The organism is Parahoeflea alexandrii (assembly GCF_024105735.1).
GTDB lineage: Bacteria > Pseudomonadota > Alphaproteobacteria > Rhizobiales > Rhizobiaceae > Hoeflea > Hoeflea alexandrii.
This window is the reverse complement of sequence record NZ_JAAAML010000001.1, coordinates 522,467-544,850: the sequence shown is the minus strand read 5'-3', so window position 1 is coordinate 544,850 and position 22,384 is coordinate 522,467. Positions and strand designations below refer to the sequence as shown.

Here is a 22,384-nt window from a genome sequence, read left to right as displayed (position 1 = left end):
TCTCTTGGCGAGGACGGCTACCCGTCACCCATGGCGATCAACCCGGCATTGCCGCCGGCCGCTGCGGTATTGACCGAGACCGCCTGCTCGACCGCGAACCGCATCAGGTAGTGCGGACCGCCGGCCTTGAAGCCGGTGCCCGACAGGCCCGAGCCGCCGAACGGCTGGGTTCCGACCACCGCGCCGATCATGTTGCGGTTGATGTAGACATTGCCGGTGTCGAGCCGGTCGATGACCTTTCGCACCGTCGCCTCGATGCGCGAATGCACGCCGAGCGTCAGGCCGAAACCGGTGGCGTCGATGGCGTCGAGCACTTGGTCGAGCTTCTTCGCCTTGTAGCGAACCACATGCAGCACCGGACCGAAGATCTCGCGGTCGAGAGCTGCCGCCTCCTTGAGTTCGACAATATGCGGCGCAAAGAACAACCCCTGGTTCGGCGCATCTCCGGCATAGACCAGTTTCTGGGTTTTCGAGATCGTCGCGATGTGGTCCGCCAGCATCTGGCGCTGAGCTTCGTCGATCACCGGGCCGACATCGGTCGACGGTTTCGACGGATCACCGAGCTTGAGTTCGCGCGCGGCCCCCTCGATCATCTCGATCATGTGATCGGCAACATCATCCTGCACGAACAGGAGCCTCAGCGCCGAGCAGCGCTGTCCGGCGGAGCGGAACGCCGACATCACCACGTCGTCGGCCACCTGTTCAGCCAGCGCCGTGGCGTCGACGATCATCGCGTTGAGCCCGCCGGTTTCGGCGATGAACGGCACGATCGGACCGTCCTTGGCGGCAAGCGTGCGATTGATGGCGCGCGCCGTTTCGGTCGAGCCGGTAAAAGCAACGCCGCCGATCTTCGGATGCGAGGTCAGCGCCGCGCCCACATCGCCTTCGCCCGGCAGGCACAGCAGCACGTCCTTCGGCACGCCCGCCTCATGCATGAGGCAGATCGCTTCATGGGCGATCAGCGGCGTCTGTTCGGCCGGCTTGGCGATCACCGCATTGCCGGCGGCAAGCCCTGCCGAGACCTGGCCAAGAAAAATTGCCAGCGGAAAATTCCACGGCGAGATGCAGACGAAGACGCCCCGGCCGCGCCAGCCGAGCCGGTTTTCTTCGCCGGTCGGGCCGGGCATCGGCTGCATCTTCGAGAACATGTCGCGGGAGCGGGCGGCGTAGTAGCGCAGGAAGTCGACCGCCTCGCGGATTTCTGCAATGCCGTCATCGAGTGTCTTGCCCGCTTCGATCGACAACAGCGCCATGAACCGGTCGCGCCTGTCTTCAAGCAGGTCGGCTGCCCGGTCGAGCGCCGCCGCGCGGACACCCGGGTCTGTTCGCGACCAGCTCTTGAAGCCTTTCAATGCGGTGTTCACCGCCGTGTCGACATCCTTGGGATCCGTGAAACGCACCGTGCCTGCAACCTTTGACGGATCGGATGGCGAGCGAATCTCCTGCGCCGCACCAGCTTTCAGCCCCGGTGCCAGCGGTCCGGCATCCACTGTACCGGCGGAGCGCCCCATGCCTTCGGTGAGCGAGGCAAGCTGGAAGCGGTCACCGAACTCGACACCGCGCGAATTCGGCCGGTCAGGATAAATCGCAAGCGGCAGCGGAATCTGACTGTTGCGGGCCGACTGTCCCCTGGAGATACCGAGCTTGGAGTCCGGCCGTTCCAGCAGCGATTCGATCGAAATGTTCCTGTCGCCGGCCACCGCCACGAAGGACGAGTTGGCACCGTTCTCAAGCAGCCGGCGGACGAGGTAGGCCAACAGGTCGCGATAACCGCCCACCGGGGCATATATCCGGCACGGCACCCGGTCATTGCTCTTGCTCAGGCTCTCATAGACCACCTCGCCCATGCCGTGCAGGCGCTGGAACTCGAAGCCACTGCGGTCTTCCGCCATCTCCACGATGGTGGCGACGGTGAGCGCATTGTGCGTGGCGAACTGCGGATAGATCACATCGCGCATGTCGAGCAGTTGCCGTGAGCAGGCGAGATAGGACAGGTCCGTTGCAGCCTTGCGGGTATAGACCGCGTAGCCTTCGAGCCCGCGCTCCTGCGCCCGCTTGATCTCGGTGTCCCAGTAGGCGCCCTTGACCAGCCGCACCATCATCCGGCGGCCATGCTTGCGGCAAAGCCCTGCGACATGGTCGATCACCTGCGGCGCGCGCTTCTGGTAGGCCTGGATGGCGAGGCCGAACCCGTCCCAGCCGCCGAGCGACGGATCGGCGAAGGCACGATCGATCACGTCGAGCGACAGTTCCAGCCGGTCGACCTCTTCCGCGTCGACGGTGAAATTGAGGTCATGCGCCTTGGCCATCTGGGCGAGCTTGACAAGGTCCGGCACCAGTTCTTCCAGCACCTGCTCGCGGTGGGTGGCGAGATAGCGCGGATGCAGCGCCGAGAGCTTGACCGAAATGCCCGGACGGTCCGGCAGCTTGCGCCCGGCGGACACCTTGTCGGCAGATTTTCCGATGGCCGCGATGGCATCGGCGTAGGACTTGAAATAGCGCTTGGCGTCGGCGCGGGTCCGCGCCCCTTCGCCGAGCATGTCATAGGAATGGCGGAAACCCCGCGCCTCGTTCTTGGCGGCGCGGTTGAGCGCCTCGCCGATGGTTTCACCGAGCACGAAATGGTGCCCCAGGAACCGCATCGCCTGCCGCGTCGCCGTCCGCACCGTCGGCATGCCCATACGCTTGACCAGCCCGCGCATCACCCCTTCCGGCGTCTCGCCCGGCTTTATTACCCGCGCCGACATTCCGAGCGCCCAGGCGGAGGCGGACACAAACCAGGTATCGCCATGGCCTTCATGTTCGCTCCAGCCGCCTTCCTTGAGCTTGTCTTCGATCAGCCGGTCCTGGGTCAGCGCATCCGGCACCCTGAGCAGCGCCTCTGCCAGCACCATCAGCGCGAGCCCCTCACGCGTCGACAAGCCGTATTCGCGCAGGAAGTCCTCAACCCCGCCCATCTGGCCTGAATCGGTGCGGATCGCCTGGATCAGCTTCGTTGCGCGCGCATCGATTGCCCTCTCCTGGGTACTTGTGAACGCCAGACGTTCACTGAATTCGCGGATCAGACGATCATCGTCTGGCGCGTGGGCGGCATGAAATGCGGTGAGAGCGGGCGCGGCAGTAGCGGTCATGGCATTTTCTCCGTGGATGCCGCAGCATAACGCTTGATGACTAGCGTTTCTCTCTATATTTGGGTTCAAGATACAATTTATTCTCTAGAAATTTGACGTATCAGGGGGACTAAATGAAGGAACTGGATCGCATCGACCGGAAGATCCTTCGCGCCATGCAGGACAATGGCAGATTGACCAATCTCGAGCTCGCCGACAAGATCAGCCTCTCACCCACCGCCACGGCCGAGCGCCTCAAGCGTCTTACCCGTGACGGCTACATCCAAGGCTACACCGCAAAGTTGTCCGCCGAAAAGCTTGACAGGGGCATGCTGGTCTTTGTCGAGGTCAAGCTTGACCGCACCACTCCGGATGTCTTCGATGCGTTTTCACAGGCAGTGCAGAAGTCCGACGACGTGATGGAGTGTCACATGGTCGCCGGCGGCTTCGATTACCTGGTCAAGGCCCGGGTCAAGGGCATGGATGCCTATCGCAGCTTTCTGTCAGACGTCATTCTGTCCCTGCCCGGCGTTCGCGAAACCCACACATACCCCGTCATGGAAGAAGTAAAAAACACGGGCAAGCTGCCAGTCTGATTGAACCGTTACTTCATTCATAATAACATCGCCCGATGAATTCCCGGCAAAATAACGGAAAACCAGACCCCGCATGAACAGCCCGAAGGAACACTGGATCACTCATGTCGCGATTTGCGGTTCTGCGACGGCCGGGTTCTGATGTCCGACCACAACCACCTGCTGCAGGAATTGAGCACGATACGTACAGAAAGCGAATTGGTGTCCTTTCTGCGAGAGTTGTCGAGACACTTCGATTTTTCAGGCTTCATCCTCTTTACCATTCCAGCCGCAACCGACGAAGCCCTTAAGGGCCGCATCGAGCTCGCCGATTTGCCGCGCGGCATGATCGAGACCTACGACCAGCTCGGCCTGTTGAAGAGCTCGAAGATCTTTCAGATGCTGCGTCGGGCAACCATCCCGCTCACGCTCGACACGCTGACATCACACGACACCCGGACAGCCGCAGAAGCGCAGACCGCCGCCGATTTCTTTAGAAGCTACAGCATCACCACCGCCGCCTTCTTTCCGGTCCACGGCCCGGGAGGCGCAAGGGCGGCTTTCAGCTTTCTGGGCGACCGCAATCAGCTCACCCATGCCGAACTTGGCGAAATGGGCATGTTCACCGCCCACGCCTACAACGTTTTCGCAAACCTCAGGAATGCTTCAAAGGCGCCTGAAGATCTGCTGTCGCCGCGCGAACTCGAAGCGGTGCACTGGGTGGCGAACGGCAAGACCTCCAGCGAGATCGCCTCCATTCTCTCGCTGTCCGAACACACGGTCAACACCTACATCAACAACGCCATCCGCAAACTCGACTGCGTCAACCGGACCCAGCTTGTCGCCAAGGCACTCAGGCTGCACCTGATCCACTAGAGCCGCATACCCCGACCTGGTTCAGGCGATCGGCTTGAATCAGCACCACTCAGCGATCGAGAATATCGCGCATTTCCACCAGGTTCGAACGCACCCGCAACAGGTAGAATCCCATTGTCGCCAGGTGCGACGGCATGATCCAGCTCGCTTCGTTGCCGTTCGAGATGATGAACGGCGTCATGTCCAGCGCCTGGCGAAGCTGCTCTCTGGCAACATTCCAGACAGTGCCGATGCGACGGTCGGCGAAAACCTCGCTGAAATCGGATTCCGTCGCGATCAGGATGCCGTAATAGGCATAAAGCTGGCCGTAGGTGAACCAGAACCTGTCATCAGCCCGTGTATCGAACCACCCCATGTCGCTCGCTTCCATCTGGCCGCGCAGGATATCGGAGGTGGAACCGATGTCGCCGGTAACCCGGTCGAGAAACTGCAGGAGATTGTCCGTTCGCGCATCGAACTGGCCGCTGCAATCAGCCATTTCCTTGTTGAAGGCGTCCAGCGATTCAATCGCTGTACGATGCCGTTCCGGCGTCGATGGTTGAATGAAGGGCGCCGAGAAGGTCAGCCACCAGGCATCTTCATTGTAGGACATCGCCTCCTTGGCGTCCTGAAGATTCTGGTTGATCTGCGATGTGCCGCGCACCCGGCCAAGCCTGTCAGCCAGCTCGATCGTGGTCCGGCGGATGACCGTGTTGATACCGAGCTGGAAGGCGGCCTTGTTGTCCATGAAGGGTGTGTTCTTCCACGGCACACCGAAAAAACCGGCCTTTGACAGCGGATGCGAAGGAATCCATGTGTTCTGGTTGACGTTGAAATCAATCAGGCCCTTGGTCACTTCGACGATCTGCGAAGTCACGCAGCTGTTCGGGTTGGCAGCATCGACCGGCTCCCCGACAGTACCTGTCTTGACGCCTGCCTCATACTGCGCCGGATAGTCCGGGTTCCAGTTCACCCAGCGCTCCGCCACCCAGAGGAACTGTGCATAGCCGAAGACGATCGCCAGCAGCACGATGATGATCGGCACACGGATCAGCCAGTTGCGCTGCCGGTACCATCGCCCGATCGCCACGAATGGCCAGAGCAGCGTCGAGACAACGACACCGATTCCACGGCCAATGGCGTGAAACACACGCTCGAAGAAGGCGATCACGGGATCAAGCATCGTCTTGGTATCCTTCCAGTCCGTAAAGCCGCGCCCTCAGCGCCGCCTTGTTGTTCAGATAGGTTTTCCCGAGCACATCCACAACATGAGTACGATAGCTTTCGGAATAGCCTTCATAAGCTTCGTAAAATCCCTGCTTGTCAAAGACGAAGCGGCTGACAAAGTCAAACGGCGCCAGCCTGGCCAGAAGCCGGTTGATTAGCCACTGGTCCGGATGCTCGGGCACTGCACGGCACAGCATCAGCCTCCGGTCGGCCCGCACCTCCCGCATTTTCACCTGCCCGGTGGAGGCTACCTCCCGCATTGCTTCCTGCAGGAACGGATAGATTCCCTCCTCGGCTATCAGCGAGGAATTGCGGTGCATCCATGTCTGCAGCCAGATCCTGTCGGTGCCGGCAAGATCAACCGACGGATCGGCGCGGCGAATGAGATCGTCTATTGCCATTTCCGCCCGGTGCACAAAAAAGCCCGATGGCTCGACCCAGGACGCCCGCGGCAATTGCAACCGCTCCGATTTCGACAGGTACTCGAAGATCCGGGCATGGTCGCGGATGTCGATATAGCTCACTTCCCACGGCCGCGAGCGCCGGAACCCCGGCGCGTGACTGTCGCAGATAACGGTGGTGGTCCGGTCATCTCGAAAGATGAAGACACCACCGAAATGGTTGGCCCAGTAGGATGTGTGCGGAAACACCAGCCTGTCCGGCACCAGGGCGTTCTGCCGGATATCGCCGGTCTCGCGGGCAAGCTCGACCATCCTGTTGAGCATCACATCGTCGCGCCAGCCGTCCCGGGACGTCTTGAGCCGGTCGACAAGTCCGCGCAGTTCCGCGGCCTTGCCGAGCATGTTTTCGGCCGACATCACCCGGAAGCGGACCTGGTCGATCGACAACAGGTCCTCCACCCCGGTGACCTGGTCGACCGGCTCTTCGATCTCTCCGAACAACGCGTCCTTGATCGTCACCGCGTGCACGGCCCGGCGATTGCCGTCGAAGAACTCGTGCATCAGGCCGGCGGTGTTGGAGAACTGCGTGTGGACCACCGGCAGGTTCTCCTGCTCCGGGGTCAGCACCACGAACCGCCGGTTGACGCCGTTGGGATCGAGATACTGCACGTCGCCGAGCTCTTCCGCGATTTCCGGCGAAAACCCGGTCATGTCGATGCGGAACTTTTCGAGCTTGGTTTCCGGCAGTCCGAACGCGCTGAGCGCCTTGTTGTAGCGCGCGACGAGATGCGGCTCCGCCACCGGCAGCAACCGTCCATAGATCAGTTCGTTTTCGACGAGCCGCTTCATTGCTGCCAGCGCCCGTCCCGCTTCATCTCCTCGATCTCGCGGATCGCGCGTTCGCGCTGACGCTCACGCCGGATGATGTCATCCACCGCGGTGGCGTCGGAGCGGTCGGTGTAGCGGAATTCGGAATCGGCGTAGCGGTTGATCTCCTGCAGCACCATGTCGATGGTGAACGGCTTGCGCAGTTCCGAAATCATCGCGACCTTCTCATCATAGGATTTGTGCATGAAGGCTTCCGGTGTCGCAAACCATTCGTCGGGCAGATCGATGTCCATCGCCCGCATCTTGATGGCGTCAGTGATGTTCTTGATCGCCCGGCCGGTGAAGCGCGGTTCGGCCAGCTTGATGCGGTGCAGATAGGCGCCGATATCGGCGATGGTCGCAACCTTCCCCTGCTCGCTTTCGAACCGCTCCCAGACCGCAAGCAACCCCTCCTCCTGCGGCCGGTCATGGCCGTCGTAGGATCGTGCCACTGCCTGCTTTATTTCCTGGTTGGCGAAGAGGTCGTGCGAGCCGAGCGGGATCGAATGATTCTTGCCCGCCAGCAGCGCGAAGATGTCGATGTAGTCATCAAGCGATTGCGGCCCGTCGACCAGCCATCGCGCGCCGGCGCGCTGTCTCAAGGCATCGTCGACATTCTCCGGATAGTTGGAAAACATGCCGAAACTGCAATTGCCGCGCACCACGGTCGAGGCGCCGGCGAAGGCCTCCATCAGCACCGCTGTGACTTCCTGCTGGCCCGCCGACGCGCGGTCGTCCGAACGCTTGGCGGCGACCTGGTCAATGTCGTCTATGGTACCGAAACCGATCGCCCGCGGGTTGAGCACATTGTCGACAAAGGCCTTGCAGTTTTGCCCCGATTTGCCCTGGTAGGAGGAAATCTGGTCGACGCCAAAATTCTCGTAGTGGAACGGATAGCCTGCAACCTCGCAGTAATCATTGATCATTCCGGCCAGCATCTGGATCAGGATGGTCTTGCCCGTTCCCGGCGCGCCGTCGCCCATGAAGGTGAACAGAAAGCCGCCGAGTTCGACGAACGGATTGAGCTGGCGCTCGAAATCATAGGCCACGATCATCCGCGCCAGCCGCATCGCCTGGTGCTTGGCGAGATGGTTGCCGATGATCTCACCCGGCTTCTTGAAGCTCATCACCAGCGGCTTGCGCCGCTGCCCCGGCGCCACGTCGAAGCCGTCGAGGGTGAAGTTGTCGCTTTCCAGCCTGAGATGCGTCTGCGCGAAACTGCTCAACGCATCAAAGCGTGCCCTGCGGCTGATCAGGCCCTCGATCGCAACCCGGGCCAGAGCCCGGGCCCGGGCAATCATCGCAACCTCGTCCGGTGCACCCGAGATGGCCTCGTCCAGCGCCGCGACAATGGATTTCAGCGCATCCTGCGGCGTATCGAACTGGAAATCCGGCTCATCGGTGTCGTTGGCCGGTTCGCTTTCGCCATCGACCGTCTGCAGGATGTACGCCGCAAGTGTAAAAGCAGCCACATAGGCCGAGGCCGACAGCAACCGCTTGAAGCGCTCCGCCTCCTCGCCCTGCAGCGGCGCACCGGCATTGCGCGACTGCAGGCTTTCGAGATCAGTCTGCCGGGAGAACATCTCCGCCACCGCCAGCGCCACCGCAATCCCGCGCCGGGTGCGGTAAAGCAGCGTGTGCTGCGGAATCGACAGCATCTGGTCATTCGCCCGGACAGATTGAATTGTCTTGCCGAACTCGATCTCACGGGTGCGACGCATGCCGCTGGTCGACACCGTTGAAACGAACCGCCGGTTGGTCCCCGCGAGCGGCGTCGAGGACGATCCGTCCTGCGCAACCAGCACGACAACGCGCGTCACCATCGACTGCGCCACCGACTGGTGCCGCGCGATGTCTTCCTCGGAAAGTGTCGTCAGCCCCGTTGTCTGGCTCATGATCTCATACCTCGCTGATGACCTGGTTGCCCGAAATCACATGCACGGTGAAGCCCGCGAAGATGGTTTCGGCCTCGCCCGACGCATACAGCGCCTGGTAGGCCTCGTGCGGAACCAGCGCATGCTTCTGGTAGGCGCTGACACCCTGACGTGTTGCCTCCAGATCGTCGGTTTCGATGTGATACTCGTCGCGCGCCGGCTCCGAACTCCACAGTCCGCGTTTGGCCGGGCGCTCCGCCTTGGAAAACACCTCCTGCATGGTCCAAGTCAGCAGCCATGCATTCTCGTCCTTGCGCACCTTCGACAGGATCGTCGAGATCAGGTCGCTGTTCTCCGTCACCCCTGCCGAATAGAACGGCCCGAGCACGAAGCGGCGCAACTGCTTGGGATGCAGGTGTTCGAAATCGGCATCGAGATTCTGGGCGATCGTCACCGGCGACAGCGAATAGGCGCCGTTGCGTTCAGCCGAGGCGTCAAAGGCACGGGCGAATTCGGGATTGAGCAGGCCGCCGACAGGAAGCGGGATATCGACATCGGGGTTGAGCTTGCCGTCCCTGGTCACCAGCATCTTCGAGATCGATTCGCTCGAATCCTCGATCGTTGCCATGTAGACCATCGGCAACGTCTGACTGCCATCGAACACACCCCAATGCACCACGTAGAAGGGGCGGCCGTTTCTCGGATTGACCGAGACCCTGATTGTCTCCGGAAGGATGAACGGCGCAAACACCGCATCCTTGCCGATGTCTTCCAGATAGAGCCGTTCGGCAATCTGTTCCTGAAGAGCCGCGGGAAATTCCTTGTGGCGGAGGATAAAGTCGGCCATCTCGGCTTTCAGCGTCTCGACGTCCGGGATCGCCGCCAGCCGTTCTTCCGCCGTCGCCCGGTCGTTCTCCAGCGTCAGCACGTTCTGGAACATCGGAAAGCCGCTGTCGGCCCGGCTGATGCGAAAGCGTTCGATGAACCCGACCCGGTTTTCCCAGGCCGAGAAGGTCGCTTCCAGCCGGTCGATATAGGGAAGCACCACCTGGCCGATCAGGCCGTGGGCGTAGAGCGGAGAATCGGCATCTGCAAGGTAGACCCGCAGCCCTTTAAGGGCCGCATGCATCGATCGGAAATAGGCGCCGGCGGCGCCGGTATCAGCCCGCATGACCGGCTCCCGGTTTCATCAAGGCGCGCTTAGGACTTCACGTAGTTGGCCGAATTGTGCTTTTCCAGAACTTCCGAGAAGCGCCGGGCGAAGGCATCGTCGGCAAGCTGCTTGCGGCGCTGGATATCCTGCGTCGACAGCATGTTTTTCTCATGCATCTCAAGAAGGTCGCCGATATGGCTCTGCGCCGCAGCACCGATACCGGCCATGGTCTCTTCCGCCGCGGTGTCGACGCGGCTTCCCAGCGTATTGATCTTGTGCGCAACGTCCTGCTGGGCCGCGGTCTTCAGCGAATCCTCCAGCGCCTTGTAGAGCACAATGCGCTGTTCGGTATCGATAGTCAGCTTGTTGATCAGCGTGTTCTGGGCCGCGATCTGGTTGTTGAGCGAATCCACGAAGGTCTGGAACATCGAGGTGTAGCGCTCCAGCGTCTGGCTTTCGGCCAGCAGTTCCTGTTCCTTGGCCTGACGTTCATTGTATTCGGTGGCGAGCCTCGACCGCTCGCTTTCAAGATTGGTACGCGCTTTCTGATCCGTCGATGCCGCGATCTGGTTTTCGATGTCCATCAGCAGCGGATTGAGTTCCTCGATCCGCTGCTGTGTCGTTTCGAGATTGGCCATGGTCACCTTGCGGCGCTCGATCACCTTGATCAGGCTGGCCTCGGAAGTCTTGTAGCGGCTGTCGAGGATGTCCTTCTGGTCCTTCAGAATACCGGTAATCGTGTCGGATTTCTGCAACAGCTCCTGCAGATTGCCCGCAAGCGACATGTTGCGGACGCGGTCCGATCGCATCCGCTGCGCCCGCGCCTTGGAGAAGACCGCCACGAAGCGCTCCATCCCCGAAAAGCCCTTCATGCTTTCGAACTCGGCGCCGAACACATTGGTCGCATCCTCGAGCCCGATGATCAGGTCGGCAATGTTCGTCTCCATCATCCGCTGCTGGCGCAGGACGTCCTGGATACGGGCATTTTCGATGTCGAACTGGGGGTCGCCAAGTTTCGCATCCGCGTCCGAGAGCCTCTCCAGCACTTCGCCGGACACCTCGATCTTCGACCGCATGTCGTTGACGACGGATTTGGTCTTTTCGATTTCCGCGTCGAGCGCCTTGATACTGGCCATGTCCAATTCCCCTGTTTTCGCGCCCGTGAACCAAGGGCACCTGCAACCCGTCCAGTAGCGCCGGACACCATGGCTTTAGTAGCACCGGTTTGGTGCTCCGCAAACCTTAACCAGTCAGAACCTAAGTATTGTGAAGGCGAAAAAAAAGACCGTTCCCGAAGGAACGGTCTTTGATCTTTAAATTGCGGGGTGTCTTATTCCGCAGCAGACGGATCCTTGAGGTAAGCAATCACGTTTGCGACCTCATCATCCTTCTTCAGACCGGCAAAGGCCATCTTGGTGCCCTTCACCACGCCGCGCGGGTCGCGCAGATACGCGTCGAGTGCTTCCTCGGTCCAGGTCGGAACTTCCGCCGCGTGCTCGGTCATGGCTTTCGAATACTTGTAGTCTTCGACCGAAGCCATCGGGCGGTCAACGATGCCGACCAGGTGCGGGCCGACCCTGTTCTTGGCTTCGGTGGCCACGTGGCAGGCGGCGCACTTCTTGAACACCTTGGCTCCCGCAACTGCGTCACCATCGGCAAACGCCGCAGAAGGAGCCGCGAGGCCTGCGGCAACAAGGGCGCCAAACATCATGGAAAGGGAAATGCGCATAAGACAGTCTCCGTTCGTTTCACTCAGGTCGCAGTGTTTATAGTGCAGATGGCGGCAAGAACAATCCTCTCCGCCGGCACTTCGGCCCGCAACCGGCCGGTTTCAGGCCGAAGCGGGACACTGAAACGCCATTATGGCGCTATTTGGGTACATCCGGATTCATCACGTCGTCCCAGTGACGGCGACAATAAGACACATACTTCTCGTTGCCTCCGACCTCGATCTGGGCACCTTCGCGGATCACCTTGCCGTTCTCATCGGTTCTTACAACCATGGTGGCCTTGCGCCCGCAATGGCAGATGGTGCGGACTTCGCGCAATTCATCGGCCAACGCCAGAAGCGCCTGGGAGCCCGGAAACAGTTGCCCGCGGAAGTCTGTTCGGAGCCCATAGGCCATCACCGGGATCTTAAGGCGATCGGCGACGCGCGCCAGCTGCCACACCTGGGCCTCGGTGAGAAACTGCGCCTCGTCGACAAACGCGCAAGCGATTTCACCATCCGCCATGAGCCCCTTGAGGGTTTCGAAAAGATCATCCTCGGGCCGGAACGCGTGCGCCTCGCTGTCCAGTCCGATCCGGGAGGCGATGCGCCCGACCCCGGCACGATCGTCGAACGCCGCGATGAACAGAACCGTCCGCATGCCGCGTTCACGGTAGTTGTAGGACGCCTGCAGAAGCAGCGTCGACTTGCCGGCATTCATGGTCGAATAGCTGAAGTAGAGCTTGGCCAAGATGGACTCCCGAAAAACGTTCCCGACACCCGAAGCGCACCGGTTCGAGGCCCGGAACCGCCAGGCTGAAGGCTGGCCACCGGGGCTCCAATCTCTTGCCGGTCGGCGCGACCGATTTCCACCCCTCAAGCGCCGCTTTCAACAGCCCTTTTGCCCAGTCCTCAAAGATTTGAAGCCATTGCGGCTTGAGTTCCCGGTCCATAAGTGGTTGTTTCTGCGCTGGGAACACCGGAGAAAGATATCATGAAAAAAACACTGACACTGTCATTCGCCGCAATTCTGCTGGCCGGAACTGCGACCGTTCAGGCCTCTGACGCCGAATCCTGCAAGAATGTTCGTTTCGCGGATGTCGGCTGGACCGACATCCAGGCCACCACCGCCGTCGCCGGCGTCGTGCTTGACGCCCTGGGATATACCCAGGAAGTTCAGGTGCTTAGCGTGCCTGTGACCTACCAGTCGCTGAAGAACAAGGACATGGACGTCTTCCTTGGCAACTGGATGCCCTCGATGGCCGCCGATGTGCAGCCTTTCCTTGACGACGGTTCCGTTGAAACCGTTGCCCAGAACCTTGAGGGTGCCGGCTACGGCCTCGTCGTCCCGACCTATGCCGCCGAGGGCGGGGTCAAGAGCCTGACCGACATCGGCAAGTTCAAGGACAAGTTCGACGGCAAGATCTACGGCATCGAGCCAGGCAATGACGGCAACCGCATCGTTCTCGAAATGATCGACGATCCGGCCAATGGCCTCGATGGTTTCGAGCTGGTCGAAAGCTCTGAAGCCGGCATGCTGTCCCAGGCAGAGAAGGCGCTGAAGAACGAGGAATGGATCGCATTTCTCGGCTGGACGCCACATCCGATCATGGGCGAGATGTCCATCACCTATCTTGACGGCATGGGGGATTCAGGCTTCGGAGCGGCCACCGTCCACACCAATGTGCGCGCCGGCTTCATCGAGGAGTGCCCGAATGTCGGCAAGCTGGTCAAGAATCTGACCTTCTCGCTATCCATGGAAAACCAGATCATGGATGCCATCCTCAAGGGTGAGGATGCCAATGATGCGGGTCTCGCCTGGCTCAAGGCAAATCCCGATGCGGTCACGCCATGGCTCGACGGCGTGACCACCTTCGATGGTGGTGATGCCGCTGCGGCTGTCGCGGCAAAGCTGGGCATGTAAGACTGCTATCACGGCCCGGGACTGCCGCGCGCGGTCCCGGGCCGTGACTTATGTCGGGGGACAGGACATGGACGGAATGGCGGACTTCATCACCGCGTGGAAAATCCCGGTCGGGAAATGGGGCAGGAGCTTCTTCAACTTCCTCACCGACAATTTCGAATTTGTCTTTGATGCCATCGCCGACTCCCTGAAGTTCTTTCTTGATTCAATGATCGACGGCCTGCTTTGGCTGCCACCGTTGGTACTCGTCCTGGCAATCGCTCTGATCGGCTGGCGCATCCAGAAGTCATGGAGACTGGCGCTCGGGATCGTGCTCGGGCTGGTCTTCATCATCAACCAGGGCCTTTGGAAGGAAACCGTCGAAACCCTGGTTCTGGTGATTTCCGCCGCCTTCATGTCGATGCTCATCGGCGTGCCGATCGGTATCTGGCTGGCGCACCGTCCGCGGCTTTACACCTATGTCCAGCCGATCCTCGACCTGATGCAGACGATGCCCACATTCGTCTATCTCATCCCGGTTCTGATCCTGTTCGGCCTCGGCCTGGCACCCGGCCTGCTGGTGACCATCATCTTTGCCTCGCCGGCGCCGATCCGGCTGACCTATCTCGGCATCACGTCCGTCCCCAAGCCTATGGTCGAGGCGGGCCTCGCCTTCGGCGCATCGAAGCAGCAGCTTCTCAGGAAGGTCGAATTGCCCGCCGCCCTGCCGACCATCATGGCAGGTCTGACGCAATGCATCATGCTGTCACTGTCGATGGTTGTCATCGCCGCGCTGATCGGCGCCAACGGACTGGGCAAGCCGGTGGTGCGGGCGCTCAACACCGTCAACATTCCGCTCGGTCTTGAAGCCGGCATCGCCATCGTCATTCTCGCCATCATCCTCGACCGCATCTGCCGGGTACGCATCGGAGCCACATCATGAGTATCGATGCTGCGCGCGGCTCGGTCCGCATTGAGAATGTTTCCATCATCTTCGGTGACAACACCGTCGAGAGCCTGGCGCTTGCCGATGCCGGCAAGTCGCGTACCGAGATCCAGGAAGTGACCGGCGACGTGCTTGGCGTGCATGATTGCAGCGTCGACATCAACGAGGGCGAGATCCTGGTGCTGATGGGGCTTTCGGGATCCGGAAAGTCCACGCTTCTGCGCGCCGTCAACCGGCTCAATCCGATCAGCCGCGGCAAACTGACCGTTCACTGCGGCGAGGAGACTTTTGACGTCGGCGCCTGCGACGACAGGCAGCTCAAGCAATTGCGGATGGACACCGTATCCATGGTGTTCCAGCAATTCGGCCTGCTGCCGTGGCGCTCGGTCGCCGACAATGTCGGCTTCGGCCTCGAGATCGCCGGCATCGCCAAATCCGAGCGCGACGTGCGCGTGACCGCACAACTGGCGCTGGTCGGGCTTTCCGACTGGGCCGACCGCATGGTCGCCGAGCTCTCCGGCGGCATGCAGCAGCGCGTCGGCCTCGCCCGCGCCTTTGCCACCGGTGCGCCGATCCTGTTGATGGACGAGCCGTTCTCTGCTCTCGACCCGCTGATCCGCAGCCGGCTGCAGGATGAGCTGCTTGAGCTGCAGTCGCGTCTCGGCAAGACCATCATCTTTGTCAGCCATGACCTCGACGAGGCCATGAAGCTTGGCAACCGCATTGCCATCATGGAAGGCGGCCGCATCATCCAGTGCGGCACGCCGCGCGAGATCGTCAATTCGCCCGTCAACAAATATGTTGCCGATTTCGTCGCCAACATGAACCCGATTGCGATGCTTACCGCCCGCGATGTCATGGCAGCCGGCAAGCCCGACGGCACGCGCGGCCAATCGCCGCTGTCCGCATCGGTCACTCCCGATACCCCGCTGTCTGACGTCATGGATGCACTCGCAAGGCGCGATGGGACCATCGGCGTGATTGACAAGGGCGTCGTGACAGGGTCCATCACTGCCGACGACATCATCCGCGGCTTGACCCGGCATCGGCGTTGACCGCCTGACCCGGACGAGGTTCCACGGACAAGGCGACACGGATACATCACATCAGTCAAGTCAAGGAGACCAGAGTATGGAAGTGAAGGGCAAAGCCGCCATCGTGACAGGTGGAGGATCGGGGCTTGGTGCGGCAACCGCGCGGGCACTGGCAAAGGCCGGGGCAAAGGTCTCGCTGCTCGACGTCAATCTCGCACAGGCTGAAAAAGTGGCCGCCGAGATCGGTGGCAAGGCGATCGCCTGCGACGTTTCCAACGCGGCGGCTGCAGAAGCGGCACTCGCCGAAGCTGCCGAAGCCCACGGCGAAGCCCGCATCCTGATCAATTGCGCCGGGATTGCGCCCGCTGTCCGGGTCGCCGGACGCGACGGCCCGCATGATCTTGACCTGTTTCGCAAGGTCGTCGAGGTCAACCTCGTCGGCAGCTTCAACATGCTGCGGCTGTTCGCAGACCGTGCTTCCAAGCTCGAGCCGCTGGCTGATGGCGAACGCGGCGTGGTCATCTCGACCGCTTCCGTTGCAGCCTTCGACGGCCAGATCGGCCAGGCTGCCTATTCCGCCTCCAAGGGTGGCGTCCATGCCATGGCCCTGCCGATCGCACGCGAACTGGCCCGCTTCGGCATCCGCATCATGACCATCGCGCCGGGTATCTTCGCCACCCCGATGCTGCTCGGCATGCCGCAGGAAGTCCAGGACAGCCTGGGCGCCTCGGTGCCGTTCCCGTCCCGCCTGGGACAGCCCGAGGAATATGCCAGCCTCGCCATGCACATCATCGACAACGCCATGCTCAACGGCGAGACGATCCGCCTCGACGGCGCAATCCGGATGGCACCCAAGTAAAGGAAATCCGGTGGCGATGAAGGAGCCCGTCAAAACCATTCGTGACACGGACGAGGAGGCGCGCCGCCTGGCGCGTCGCCTTGTCCGGGGGGCTCGGTTCGGCGCCATCGGCGTCCTCGAACCGGAAACCGGATTTCCCTTCGCCAGCCGGGTTCTGACCGGCACCGACATCGATGGCGTTCCGGTGATACTGGTCTCTGCGCTATCGGTGCACACCGGCGCACTGACGGCAGATCCGCGCGCATCCCTGCTGTTCGGGGAACCGAAAAAAGGCGATCCCCTCGCCCATCCGCGGATCACCGTTCGAACCCGCGCCGAACGGCTCGCCCGCGAGGATCCCGCCCATGGACGCCTGCGCGCACGGTTCATTGCCAGGCACCCCAAGGCCGCTCTCTACGCGGACTTTCCCGATTTCAGCTTTTTCAGGATGGTGCCCGAATCAGCCAGCCTCAATGGCGGCTTCGGCAGGGCCTTCCACCTCGACGCTTCCGACCTTTTGATCGCATCACCGGCAGTCGAGGGGGTCGCCGGGATCGAATCCGACGCCATTTCCCACATGAATGACGATCATCCCGACGCCGTTGATTCCTATGCCAGAATTCACGGAAAATCGAAAAAACCCGGGTGGAAAGTGTGTGGAATCGATTGTGCGGGGCTGGATCTCACCCTCGGTGACGAGCTTTTGCGGGTCGAGTATGACGTTCCGCTCACAGACGCATCAAGCTTGCGCTTCAAGCTTGCCGAACTCTCGCGTACGCTATGAAAAAATAGGGGTGTACATTAACCATTTTATGGTTGAAGTATGGTTGTCGAACTTTTTTGAGCATTTGCAGAATTTATTGAGACCGTCTTGAGCGGAGGGATTAGAGATAGCCATGATTGATACGCACCGTTTGGAAACCTACTCCGAAGAAGCAGCCGACCTTCTGGCGGCAATGGGCAATCAGAAGCGGATGATGATCCTTTGCAATCTGGCCAATGGCGAGATGCAGGTTGGTACGCTTGCAGAGAAGGTCGACCTGAGCCAGTCCGCTCTTTCCCAGCACCTGGCGAAATTGCGCACCCGGCAGCTGGTCAAGACCCGTCGCGAGGCGCAGGCGGTCTACTACTCGATCAATTCGGAGCCGGTCCTGCAGATGCTCAGGACACTGACCAGAATCTATTGCAACTGAGCTCACGAGTCTGATCCCGGAGTCGGTGCGCCGTTCGTTGCGGACGGCGCTTGACGATCCTGCATGCCGCGCCCCATATGAGGCGGGAAAGGATCTCCCTCATGACTATCTCACTACAGATCGACGGCATGCACTGCGACGGATGTGTCGGGTCCGTCAAAAAGGCGGCGGCGTCAGTGGACGGTGTTTCCAACCTCTCCGTCGATCTGGAGAGTGGAAAACTCACGGCTGACATTGCGCGGCCGGAGCTTGCCGAAACGCTCAGGGGCGTGATCGAGGATTGCGGGTTCGATGTGACCGGTGTGGCAGGCTGAGACCGGCCGGGTGACCGCCAAGCCTGACCATCTGACCTTCGACATTACCGGCATGACCTGCGCAAGCTGTTCTGCCCGGGTTGAGAAGGTCTTGAGCCGCCAGCCGGGGGTTTCCGGGGCTCGCGTCAATCTGGCCCTCGAACGCGCCGATATCGAAGGCCGCGACCTCGATCCTTCCAGCCTCGCTGACGCCATCGGCCGGGCCGGGTTCGGCGCCGTGCTGCGCAGGGATGATTTCACCGCGCACCGCGATGCCGACGAGGCCCAGGCAGCGCTGCGGCGTGCCGATGAACGACAGACATTGCTGCGTCTGGTCACCTCCGCCCTGCTGACACTGCCCATCGTGATCGGCATGTTGCCGATGATGACAGGGCTTGGCGAGGCCTGGATCTCTCCCGCCTGGCAGGCAGTGCTTGCAACAGGCGTGATGGCCATATCCGGAAGCCGGTTCTGGCGTGAGGCCTTTGGCGCCCTGCGCGGCGGGTCCGCCAACATGGCCGTGCTGGTAAGCCTTGGAACCGGTGCGGCCTATCTCTGGTCGCTGTGGGTGATGGCCGGCACTTGGGCCGATCCGCACGCGGGCCATGGCGATACGATGGCCTCGCATCTTCACTTTGAGGCGGCAGCCGTCGTTCTGACCCTCATCATGCTGGGCAAGTATCTCGAAGCCCGGGCCAAGTCAGGCGCTGCCGGCGCATTGCGCGCGCTTGGCCGGTTGCAGCCCGACACTGCAGATCTCAGGACCCCCGGCGGATCGATCAGCACGATTCCGGTCGAGCGCCTCGCCGCCGGCGATGTCATCGTGATCAAACCCGGGATGAGGGTGGCCGCCGATGGCGTCATCCTGACCGGTCATTCCTCTCTCGATGAAGCCATGGTCACCGGCGAAAGCATGCCTGTCTCGCGCGGACCGGGAGACCCGGTCATCACCGGAACCACGAACAGCGAGGGCGTACTCGAAGTGGAGGTCCGCGCGGTGGGATCCGACACCCGTCTTGCCCGGATGACCCGCCTCGTTGAGGAAGCCCAGACCGGCCACGCTCCCGTGCAGAAACTCGTTGACCGGATCTCGGCGGTCTTCGTGCCCGTCATTCTTATCATCGCCCTGATCACCCTTGCCGGCTGGATGCTTGCGGGTGCGGGTTTTGAAGCCGCCATGGTGGCGGCCGTGGCCGTGCTGGTCATTGCCTGCCCCTGCGCGCTCGGCCTCGCCACGCCGACTGCACTGGTTGCCGGCACCGGCGCCGCTGCCCGGGCGGGCATTCTCATCAGGGATATCGAGACACTCGAGCGCGCCACCGATATCCGCCTGGTCGCCTTCGACAAGACCGGAACCCTGACCATGGGCACCCCCGAAGTGGCCGGGCTCAGTCCTGCAGAGGGCGCAAGCGAGGCGGAACTGCTGGAGCTTGCCGCATCGGTGGAGACCGGCAGCGAGCACCCGCTCGGCCGCGCCATCCTGAGCCATGCCGGACAGCAAGGGGTCGTCATTTCCCAGGCAGACAACATCCGCGCTGTGCCCGGCCACGGGCTGGAAGGCACCGTTGACGGCCGGCTCGTCCGGGTTGGCTCCGAACGTTACCTCTCCGAAGCGGGCATCAAGACAGGCAGCGCCGGCAAAACCTTGGGGCAGGACCAGGCAGGAACCCTCGCCTGGGTCTCTTCCGGCGACCGGCTCGTCGGCGTGATCCGCCTGGCTGACAGGATCCGGCCGCAGACCCGAGAGGCTCTGGCGGAACTATCATCGCGGGGTCTGGCCAGCGTCATGCTGACCGGCGACAATCAGGCCACAGCCCGGGCTATTGCCGCTGAGGCCGGAGTGAGCGATGTCCGCGCCGGTCTGCTGCCCGCTGAAAAACTCGATGTCATCCGCGAACTCGCCAGCAGCACCGGCGGGCATGTGGCATTTGTCGGAGATGGCCTGAACGACGCACCGGCGCTTGCCGCAGCCGATCTCGGAATAGCCATGGCCAGCGGATCGGACGCCGCCCGCGAGGCCGCCGCCATCACCCTGATGCGTCCGGACCTGCGCCTGGTGCCCGCGGCCCTCGATGTGGCTGCCAGGACCCGGCGCACCATCAGGCAGAATCTCGGCTGGGCCTTTGTCTACAATCTGATCGGAATCCCGCTGGCGGCATTTGGAATCCTGCCGCCCGTATTCGCCGGGGCGGCGATGGCCTTCTCTTCGGTCAGCGTCGTCACGAATTCGGCCCTGATGGCACGCTGGCGGCCGGGCTTTACAGACAACTGAGCGCCCGGTTCTCGGCTTGATTTTGCAGGACGCGGCAATTCCGCGACCAACGCCAGGCAATCACACTGATATTCCGAGCAAGGCCAGTCATGGGATAAACAGCAAAAGACCCGCCTCCTGGAAGGCGGGTCTTTTTATGCTTGCTAGCTGATGCTGTGGGTCTTGATCAGAACTCTTCCCACTCGTCCTGTGCCACCGCGGCATTGCCCTGGCTGCGCATCTGGGGACGGGCCGGGCTGGCTGCAGCAGGCTGACGCGCTTGAGGCTGGGATGTGTGCGCCATCATCCTGGCTGTCTGATGCAGGGCTGCGGACTGGGCGCTCGCCGATCCGTCGATCTTGAACTGGGAAATCAGCTCGCGAAGTTTTCCAGCCTCGGCCGCCAGTTCCGACGATGCGGCGTTGGACTGTTCCACCATCGCGGCGTTCTGCTGGGTGGTCTGGTCCATCGAGTTGACCGCCTGGTTGACCTCGGACAGTCCGGTCGACTGCTCCTTCGCCGATATCGCGATCGCGTCCATGTGCGTGTTCATGTCTGTAATGAAGCCGCCGATGGTTCGGAGCGCCTCGCTTGCCCGGCGCACCAGGTCGACACCGCTGGAAACCTCGGTAGAGGAGTTCTGGATGAGTTCCTTGATCTCCTTGGCCGCGTTGGCCGAGCGTTGCGCCAGTTCCCGCACTTCCTGGGCGACGACGGCAAAACCCTTGCCGGCTTCACCGGCACGTGCGGCCTCGACACCGGCGTTCAACGCAAGAAGGTTGGTCTGGAACGCAATCTCGTCGATGACCCCGATGATGTTGGAAATCTGCTTCGAGCTTTCCTCGATCCGGCGCATTGCGTCTTCTGCCTGACCGACCACTTCGGAAGACTGGTTGGCCGAGGAATTGGCCTGCGAGGCAACACCGCGGGCCTCTTCGGTGCGCTTGGTCGAGTTGACCACATTGGCGGTGATTTCCTCGACGGCAGCCGCGGTTTCCTCGAGTGCTGCGGCCTGGCGTTCGGTACGCTTGGACAGGTCGTCAGTGCCGTTGGCGATTTCGCGCGTTCCGGTTTCCATCATCGACACGCTGTCGGTGATGGATGCCATCGTCGTGCTCAACTGCTTGACCGACTGGTTGAAGTCGTGGCGCAGCGCTTCGAAGTCCGGTGCGAATGCCTCTTCGAGCTGGAAGGAAAGGTCGCCTGCAGCAAGTCTCTGCAAACCGGTTGCCAGACCGGACGTCGCGACTTTCAGGCGCGCGGCGGCATCGGCCTCGGCGCGTTCCTGCGCTGCGATGCGGTCGGCCTCGGCCTGCTTGCGGTTTGCTTCGGCTTCCGACTGCAAACGCTGGTTGGCAATACCGGCTTCGCGGAAGACCTGCATGGCTTCCGCCATCTTGCCGATCTCATCCTTGCCGCCCTTTTCGATCTCTACATCTAGATCACCGTTGGCGAGCTTCGCCGTGGCGTCGGCAAGACGGCCCAGCGGACGCGACACCAGCTGGAAGTTCATGAACCCCATGCCGGCGGCCATCAAGGCCACGAAGATCGAGGCCGCGAGGCTGATGAACTCGACAGCTGTAAGCGCCGAGGCCTGTTCGCTGGAGGCAACGGCGCTCTTCTGCTGGACGGTGCTCAGCAATCCGCCGACCTTTGCACCAAACTCGCCCAGAAGCTTCGAGCCTTCTCCAGTCAGTTCCAGCACCCGCGCCAGTTCAACCGTCATCGGGTCCCGCATCAGCAGGATCTGCCGGTCGACGACAGTGGTTCGCCACTGGTCGAACACCGCGGCGGCTTCGCCGAGCACCGCCGTTTCACTGCTGGCATGCTCGGCGTAAAGTCCGTCGAGCTTGTTAAACTGGGCGTCGATCGCAGCACTGGTGTCCTCGAACGCACTGACGAATTCGCGGTTGCCGGTGAGCAGGAAATTCTTCACGTGGAGATTGGCCTTGTTCACCTGCGTGTTGAGGCCCGCCGTTTCCGCCAGCAACTCACCCATTGTCTGGCTGTGCTTAACAAGCTCGTTCGCGGTCAGGGCCCGCATGTAGATCAGGCTGGAAGCGCCGATCGCGATGAACGCAAGGATGGCGAAAGCCGCAAATCCCTTCGTGCTGACGGAGATGTTCTTGAGCATGTTAAACGTCCTGTTGGGTCTG

The 22,384-nt window shown here is 61.7% G+C and carries 19 protein-coding genes; 10 read left to right on the top strand and 9 right to left on the bottom strand.

Features of this window, described 5'->3' with window-relative positions; translation table 11 throughout:
* Positions 1–17: 17 nt before the first annotated feature.
* Positions 18–3,131: a bifunctional proline dehydrogenase/L-glutamate gamma-semialdehyde dehydrogenase PutA gene (gene putA, locus GTW23_RS02415; RefSeq protein ID WP_252914483.1), complete on the bottom strand. Its 3,114-nt coding sequence runs from the start codon at positions 3,129–3,131 to the stop codon at positions 18–20.
* Between the two features lie 113 nt (positions 3,132–3,244).
* On the opposite strand from putA, the gene GTW23_RS02410 reads away from it, so the two are divergent.
* Both GTW23_RS02410 and GTW23_RS23355 read left to right on the top strand, forming a co-directional pair.
* Positions 3,245–3,706 (top strand): Lrp/AsnC ligand binding domain-containing protein, encoded by a 462-nt coding sequence (locus GTW23_RS02410; protein WP_152007668.1) that lies wholly within the window; start codon positions 3,245–3,247, stop codon positions 3,704–3,706.
* 141 nt (positions 3,707–3,847) lie between these two features.
* Positions 3,848–4,561: a helix-turn-helix transcriptional regulator gene (locus GTW23_RS23355; RefSeq protein ID WP_290128853.1), complete on the top strand. Its 714-nt coding sequence runs from the start codon at positions 3,848–3,850 to the stop codon at positions 4,559–4,561.
* Positions 4,562–4,610: 49 nt separating this feature from the next.
* Here the strand turns inward: GTW23_RS23355 and GTW23_RS02395 are convergent, their stop codons facing one another.
* The 7 genes from GTW23_RS02395 to GTW23_RS02365 form a co-directional block, all read right to left on the bottom strand.
* Positions 4,611–5,723 (bottom strand): DUF2333 family protein, encoded by a 1,113-nt coding sequence (locus GTW23_RS02395; protein WP_252914482.1) that lies wholly within the window; start codon positions 5,721–5,723, stop codon positions 4,611–4,613.
* The gene (locus tag GTW23_RS02390) at positions 5,716–7,017 is read right to left on the bottom strand and encodes a DUF6638 family protein (RefSeq protein ID WP_252914481.1); all 1,302 of its coding nucleotides are present in this window, start codon (positions 7,015–7,017) and stop codon (positions 5,716–5,718) included. Before GTW23_RS02390 ends, GTW23_RS02395 begins: the two co-directional genes overlap by 8 nt.
* On the bottom strand, positions 7,014–8,930 hold the full coding sequence (locus GTW23_RS02385; protein ID WP_252914480.1) for an AAA family ATPase: 1,917 nt from the start codon (positions 8,928–8,930) through the stop codon (positions 7,014–7,016). The genes GTW23_RS02390 and GTW23_RS02385 overlap by 4 nt, the downstream gene beginning before the upstream one ends.
* Positions 8,931–8,934: 4 nt before the next feature.
* The gene (locus tag GTW23_RS02380) at positions 8,935–10,080 is read right to left on the bottom strand and encodes a hypothetical protein (protein WP_252914479.1); all 1,146 of its coding nucleotides are present in this window, start codon (positions 10,078–10,080) and stop codon (positions 8,935–8,937) included.
* Between the two features lie 29 nt (positions 10,081–10,109).
* Positions 10,110–11,198: a hypothetical protein gene (locus tag GTW23_RS02375; RefSeq protein ID WP_152007662.1), complete on the bottom strand. Its 1,089-nt coding sequence runs from the start codon at positions 11,196–11,198 to the stop codon at positions 10,110–10,112.
* A 194-nt stretch (positions 11,199–11,392) separates the two neighbouring features.
* Complete coding sequence (locus GTW23_RS02370; protein ID WP_382265494.1) at positions 11,393–11,791, bottom strand: c-type cytochrome; 399 nt, start codon at positions 11,789–11,791, stop codon at positions 11,393–11,395.
* A gap of 139 nt (positions 11,792–11,930) precedes the next feature.
* Positions 11,931–12,521 carry a thymidine kinase gene (locus tag GTW23_RS02365; RefSeq protein ID WP_252914478.1) on the bottom strand — a complete coding sequence of 197 codons (591 nt, stop codon included), beginning with the start codon at positions 12,519–12,521 and terminating at the stop codon, positions 11,931–11,933.
* A gap of 243 nt (positions 12,522–12,764) precedes the next feature.
* Between GTW23_RS02365 and choX the strand changes: the two genes are divergently transcribed.
* The 8 genes from choX (at position 12,765) to GTW23_RS02325 (ending at position 20,249) form a co-directional block, all read left to right on the top strand.
* A complete protein-coding gene (gene choX, locus GTW23_RS02360) occupies positions 12,765–13,694 on the top strand; it encodes a choline ABC transporter substrate-binding protein (RefSeq protein ID WP_252914477.1) in 930 nt (309 codons plus the stop codon).
* 67 nt (positions 13,695–13,761) lie between these two features.
* Positions 13,762–14,616, top strand: a complete 855-nt coding sequence (choW, locus tag GTW23_RS02355; RefSeq protein ID WP_152007659.1) for a choline ABC transporter permease subunit — start codon at positions 13,762–13,764, stop codon at positions 14,614–14,616.
* Positions 14,613–15,674 (top strand): choline ABC transporter ATP-binding protein, encoded by a 1,062-nt coding sequence (gene choV / locus GTW23_RS02350; RefSeq protein ID WP_252914476.1) that lies wholly within the window; start codon positions 14,613–14,615, stop codon positions 15,672–15,674. The genes choW and choV overlap by 4 nt, the downstream gene beginning before the upstream one ends.
* 76 nt (positions 15,675–15,750) lie before the next feature.
* Positions 15,751–16,512: an SDR family NAD(P)-dependent oxidoreductase gene (locus GTW23_RS02345; protein WP_152007657.1), complete on the top strand. Its 762-nt coding sequence runs from the start codon at positions 15,751–15,753 to the stop codon at positions 16,510–16,512.
* Positions 16,513–16,528: 16 nt separating this feature from the next.
* Complete coding sequence (locus tag GTW23_RS02340) at positions 16,529–17,275, top strand: HugZ family pyridoxamine 5'-phosphate oxidase (protein WP_252914475.1); 747 nt, start codon at positions 16,529–16,531, stop codon at positions 17,273–17,275.
* 112 nt (positions 17,276–17,387) lie between these two features.
* A complete protein-coding gene (locus tag GTW23_RS02335; protein ID WP_152007655.1) occupies positions 17,388–17,684 on the top strand; it encodes an ArsR/SmtB family transcription factor in 297 nt (98 codons plus the stop codon).
* A gap of 101 nt (positions 17,685–17,785) precedes the next feature.
* Positions 17,786–17,998: a heavy-metal-associated domain-containing protein gene (locus tag GTW23_RS02330; protein WP_252914474.1), complete on the top strand. Its 213-nt coding sequence runs from the start codon at positions 17,786–17,788 to the stop codon at positions 17,996–17,998.
* Positions 17,999–18,008: 10 nt separating this feature from the next.
* The gene (locus tag GTW23_RS02325; RefSeq protein WP_252914473.1) at positions 18,009–20,249 is read left to right on the top strand and encodes a heavy metal translocating P-type ATPase; all 2,241 of its coding nucleotides are present in this window, start codon (positions 18,009–18,011) and stop codon (positions 20,247–20,249) included.
* Between the two features lie 166 nt (positions 20,250–20,415).
* On the opposite strand, the gene GTW23_RS02320 is transcribed toward GTW23_RS02325, so the two are convergent.
* Positions 20,416–22,362 carry a methyl-accepting chemotaxis protein gene (locus GTW23_RS02320; RefSeq protein WP_252914472.1) on the bottom strand — a complete coding sequence of 649 codons (1,947 nt, stop codon included), beginning with the start codon at positions 22,360–22,362 and terminating at the stop codon, positions 20,416–20,418.
* Between the last annotated feature and the right edge of the window lie 22 nt (positions 22,363–22,384).

Coding starts and splice junctions, on each gene's coding strand:
- GTW23_RS02345 (WP_152007657.1), top strand. CDS start 15,751: ATGGAAGTGAAGGGCAAAGCCGCCATCGTGACAGGTGGAGGATCGGGG.
- GTW23_RS23355 (WP_290128853.1), top strand. CDS start 3,848: ATGTCCGACCACAACCACCTGCTGCAGGAATTGAGCACGATACGTACA.
- choV (WP_252914476.1), top strand. CDS start 14,613: ATGAGTATCGATGCTGCGCGCGGCTCGGTCCGCATTGAGAATGTTTCC.
- choX (WP_252914477.1), top strand. CDS start 12,765: ATGAAAAAAACACTGACACTGTCATTCGCCGCAATTCTGCTGGCCGGA.
- GTW23_RS02385 (WP_252914480.1), bottom strand. CDS start 8,930: ATGAGCCAGACAACGGGGCTGACGACACTTTCCGAGGAAGACATCGCG.
- GTW23_RS02380 (WP_252914479.1), bottom strand. CDS start 10,080: ATGCGGGCTGATACCGGCGCCGCCGGCGCCTATTTCCGATCGATGCAT.
- GTW23_RS02370 (WP_382265494.1), bottom strand. CDS start 11,791: ATGCGCATTTCCCTTTCCATGATGTTTGGCGCCCTTGTTGCCGCAGGC.
- GTW23_RS02335 (WP_152007655.1), top strand. CDS start 17,388: ATGATTGATACGCACCGTTTGGAAACCTACTCCGAAGAAGCAGCCGAC.
- choW (WP_152007659.1), top strand. CDS start 13,762: ATGGACGGAATGGCGGACTTCATCACCGCGTGGAAAATCCCGGTCGGG.
- GTW23_RS02320 (WP_252914472.1), bottom strand. CDS start 22,362: ATGCTCAAGAACATCTCCGTCAGCACGAAGGGATTTGCGGCTTTCGCC.
- GTW23_RS02330 (WP_252914474.1), top strand. CDS start 17,786: ATGACTATCTCACTACAGATCGACGGCATGCACTGCGACGGATGTGTC.
- GTW23_RS02395 (WP_252914482.1), bottom strand. CDS start 5,723: ATGCTTGATCCCGTGATCGCCTTCTTCGAGCGTGTGTTTCACGCCATT.
- putA (WP_252914483.1), bottom strand. CDS start 3,131: ATGACCGCTACTGCCGCGCCCGCTCTCACCGCATTTCATGCCGCCCAC.
- GTW23_RS02340 (WP_252914475.1), top strand. CDS start 16,529: ATGAAGGAGCCCGTCAAAACCATTCGTGACACGGACGAGGAGGCGCGC.
- GTW23_RS02375 (WP_152007662.1), bottom strand. CDS start 11,198: ATGGCCAGTATCAAGGCGCTCGACGCGGAAATCGAAAAGACCAAATCC.
- GTW23_RS02410 (WP_152007668.1), top strand. CDS start 3,245: ATGAAGGAACTGGATCGCATCGACCGGAAGATCCTTCGCGCCATGCAG.
- GTW23_RS02390 (WP_252914481.1), bottom strand. CDS start 7,017: ATGAAGCGGCTCGTCGAAAACGAACTGATCTATGGACGGTTGCTGCCG.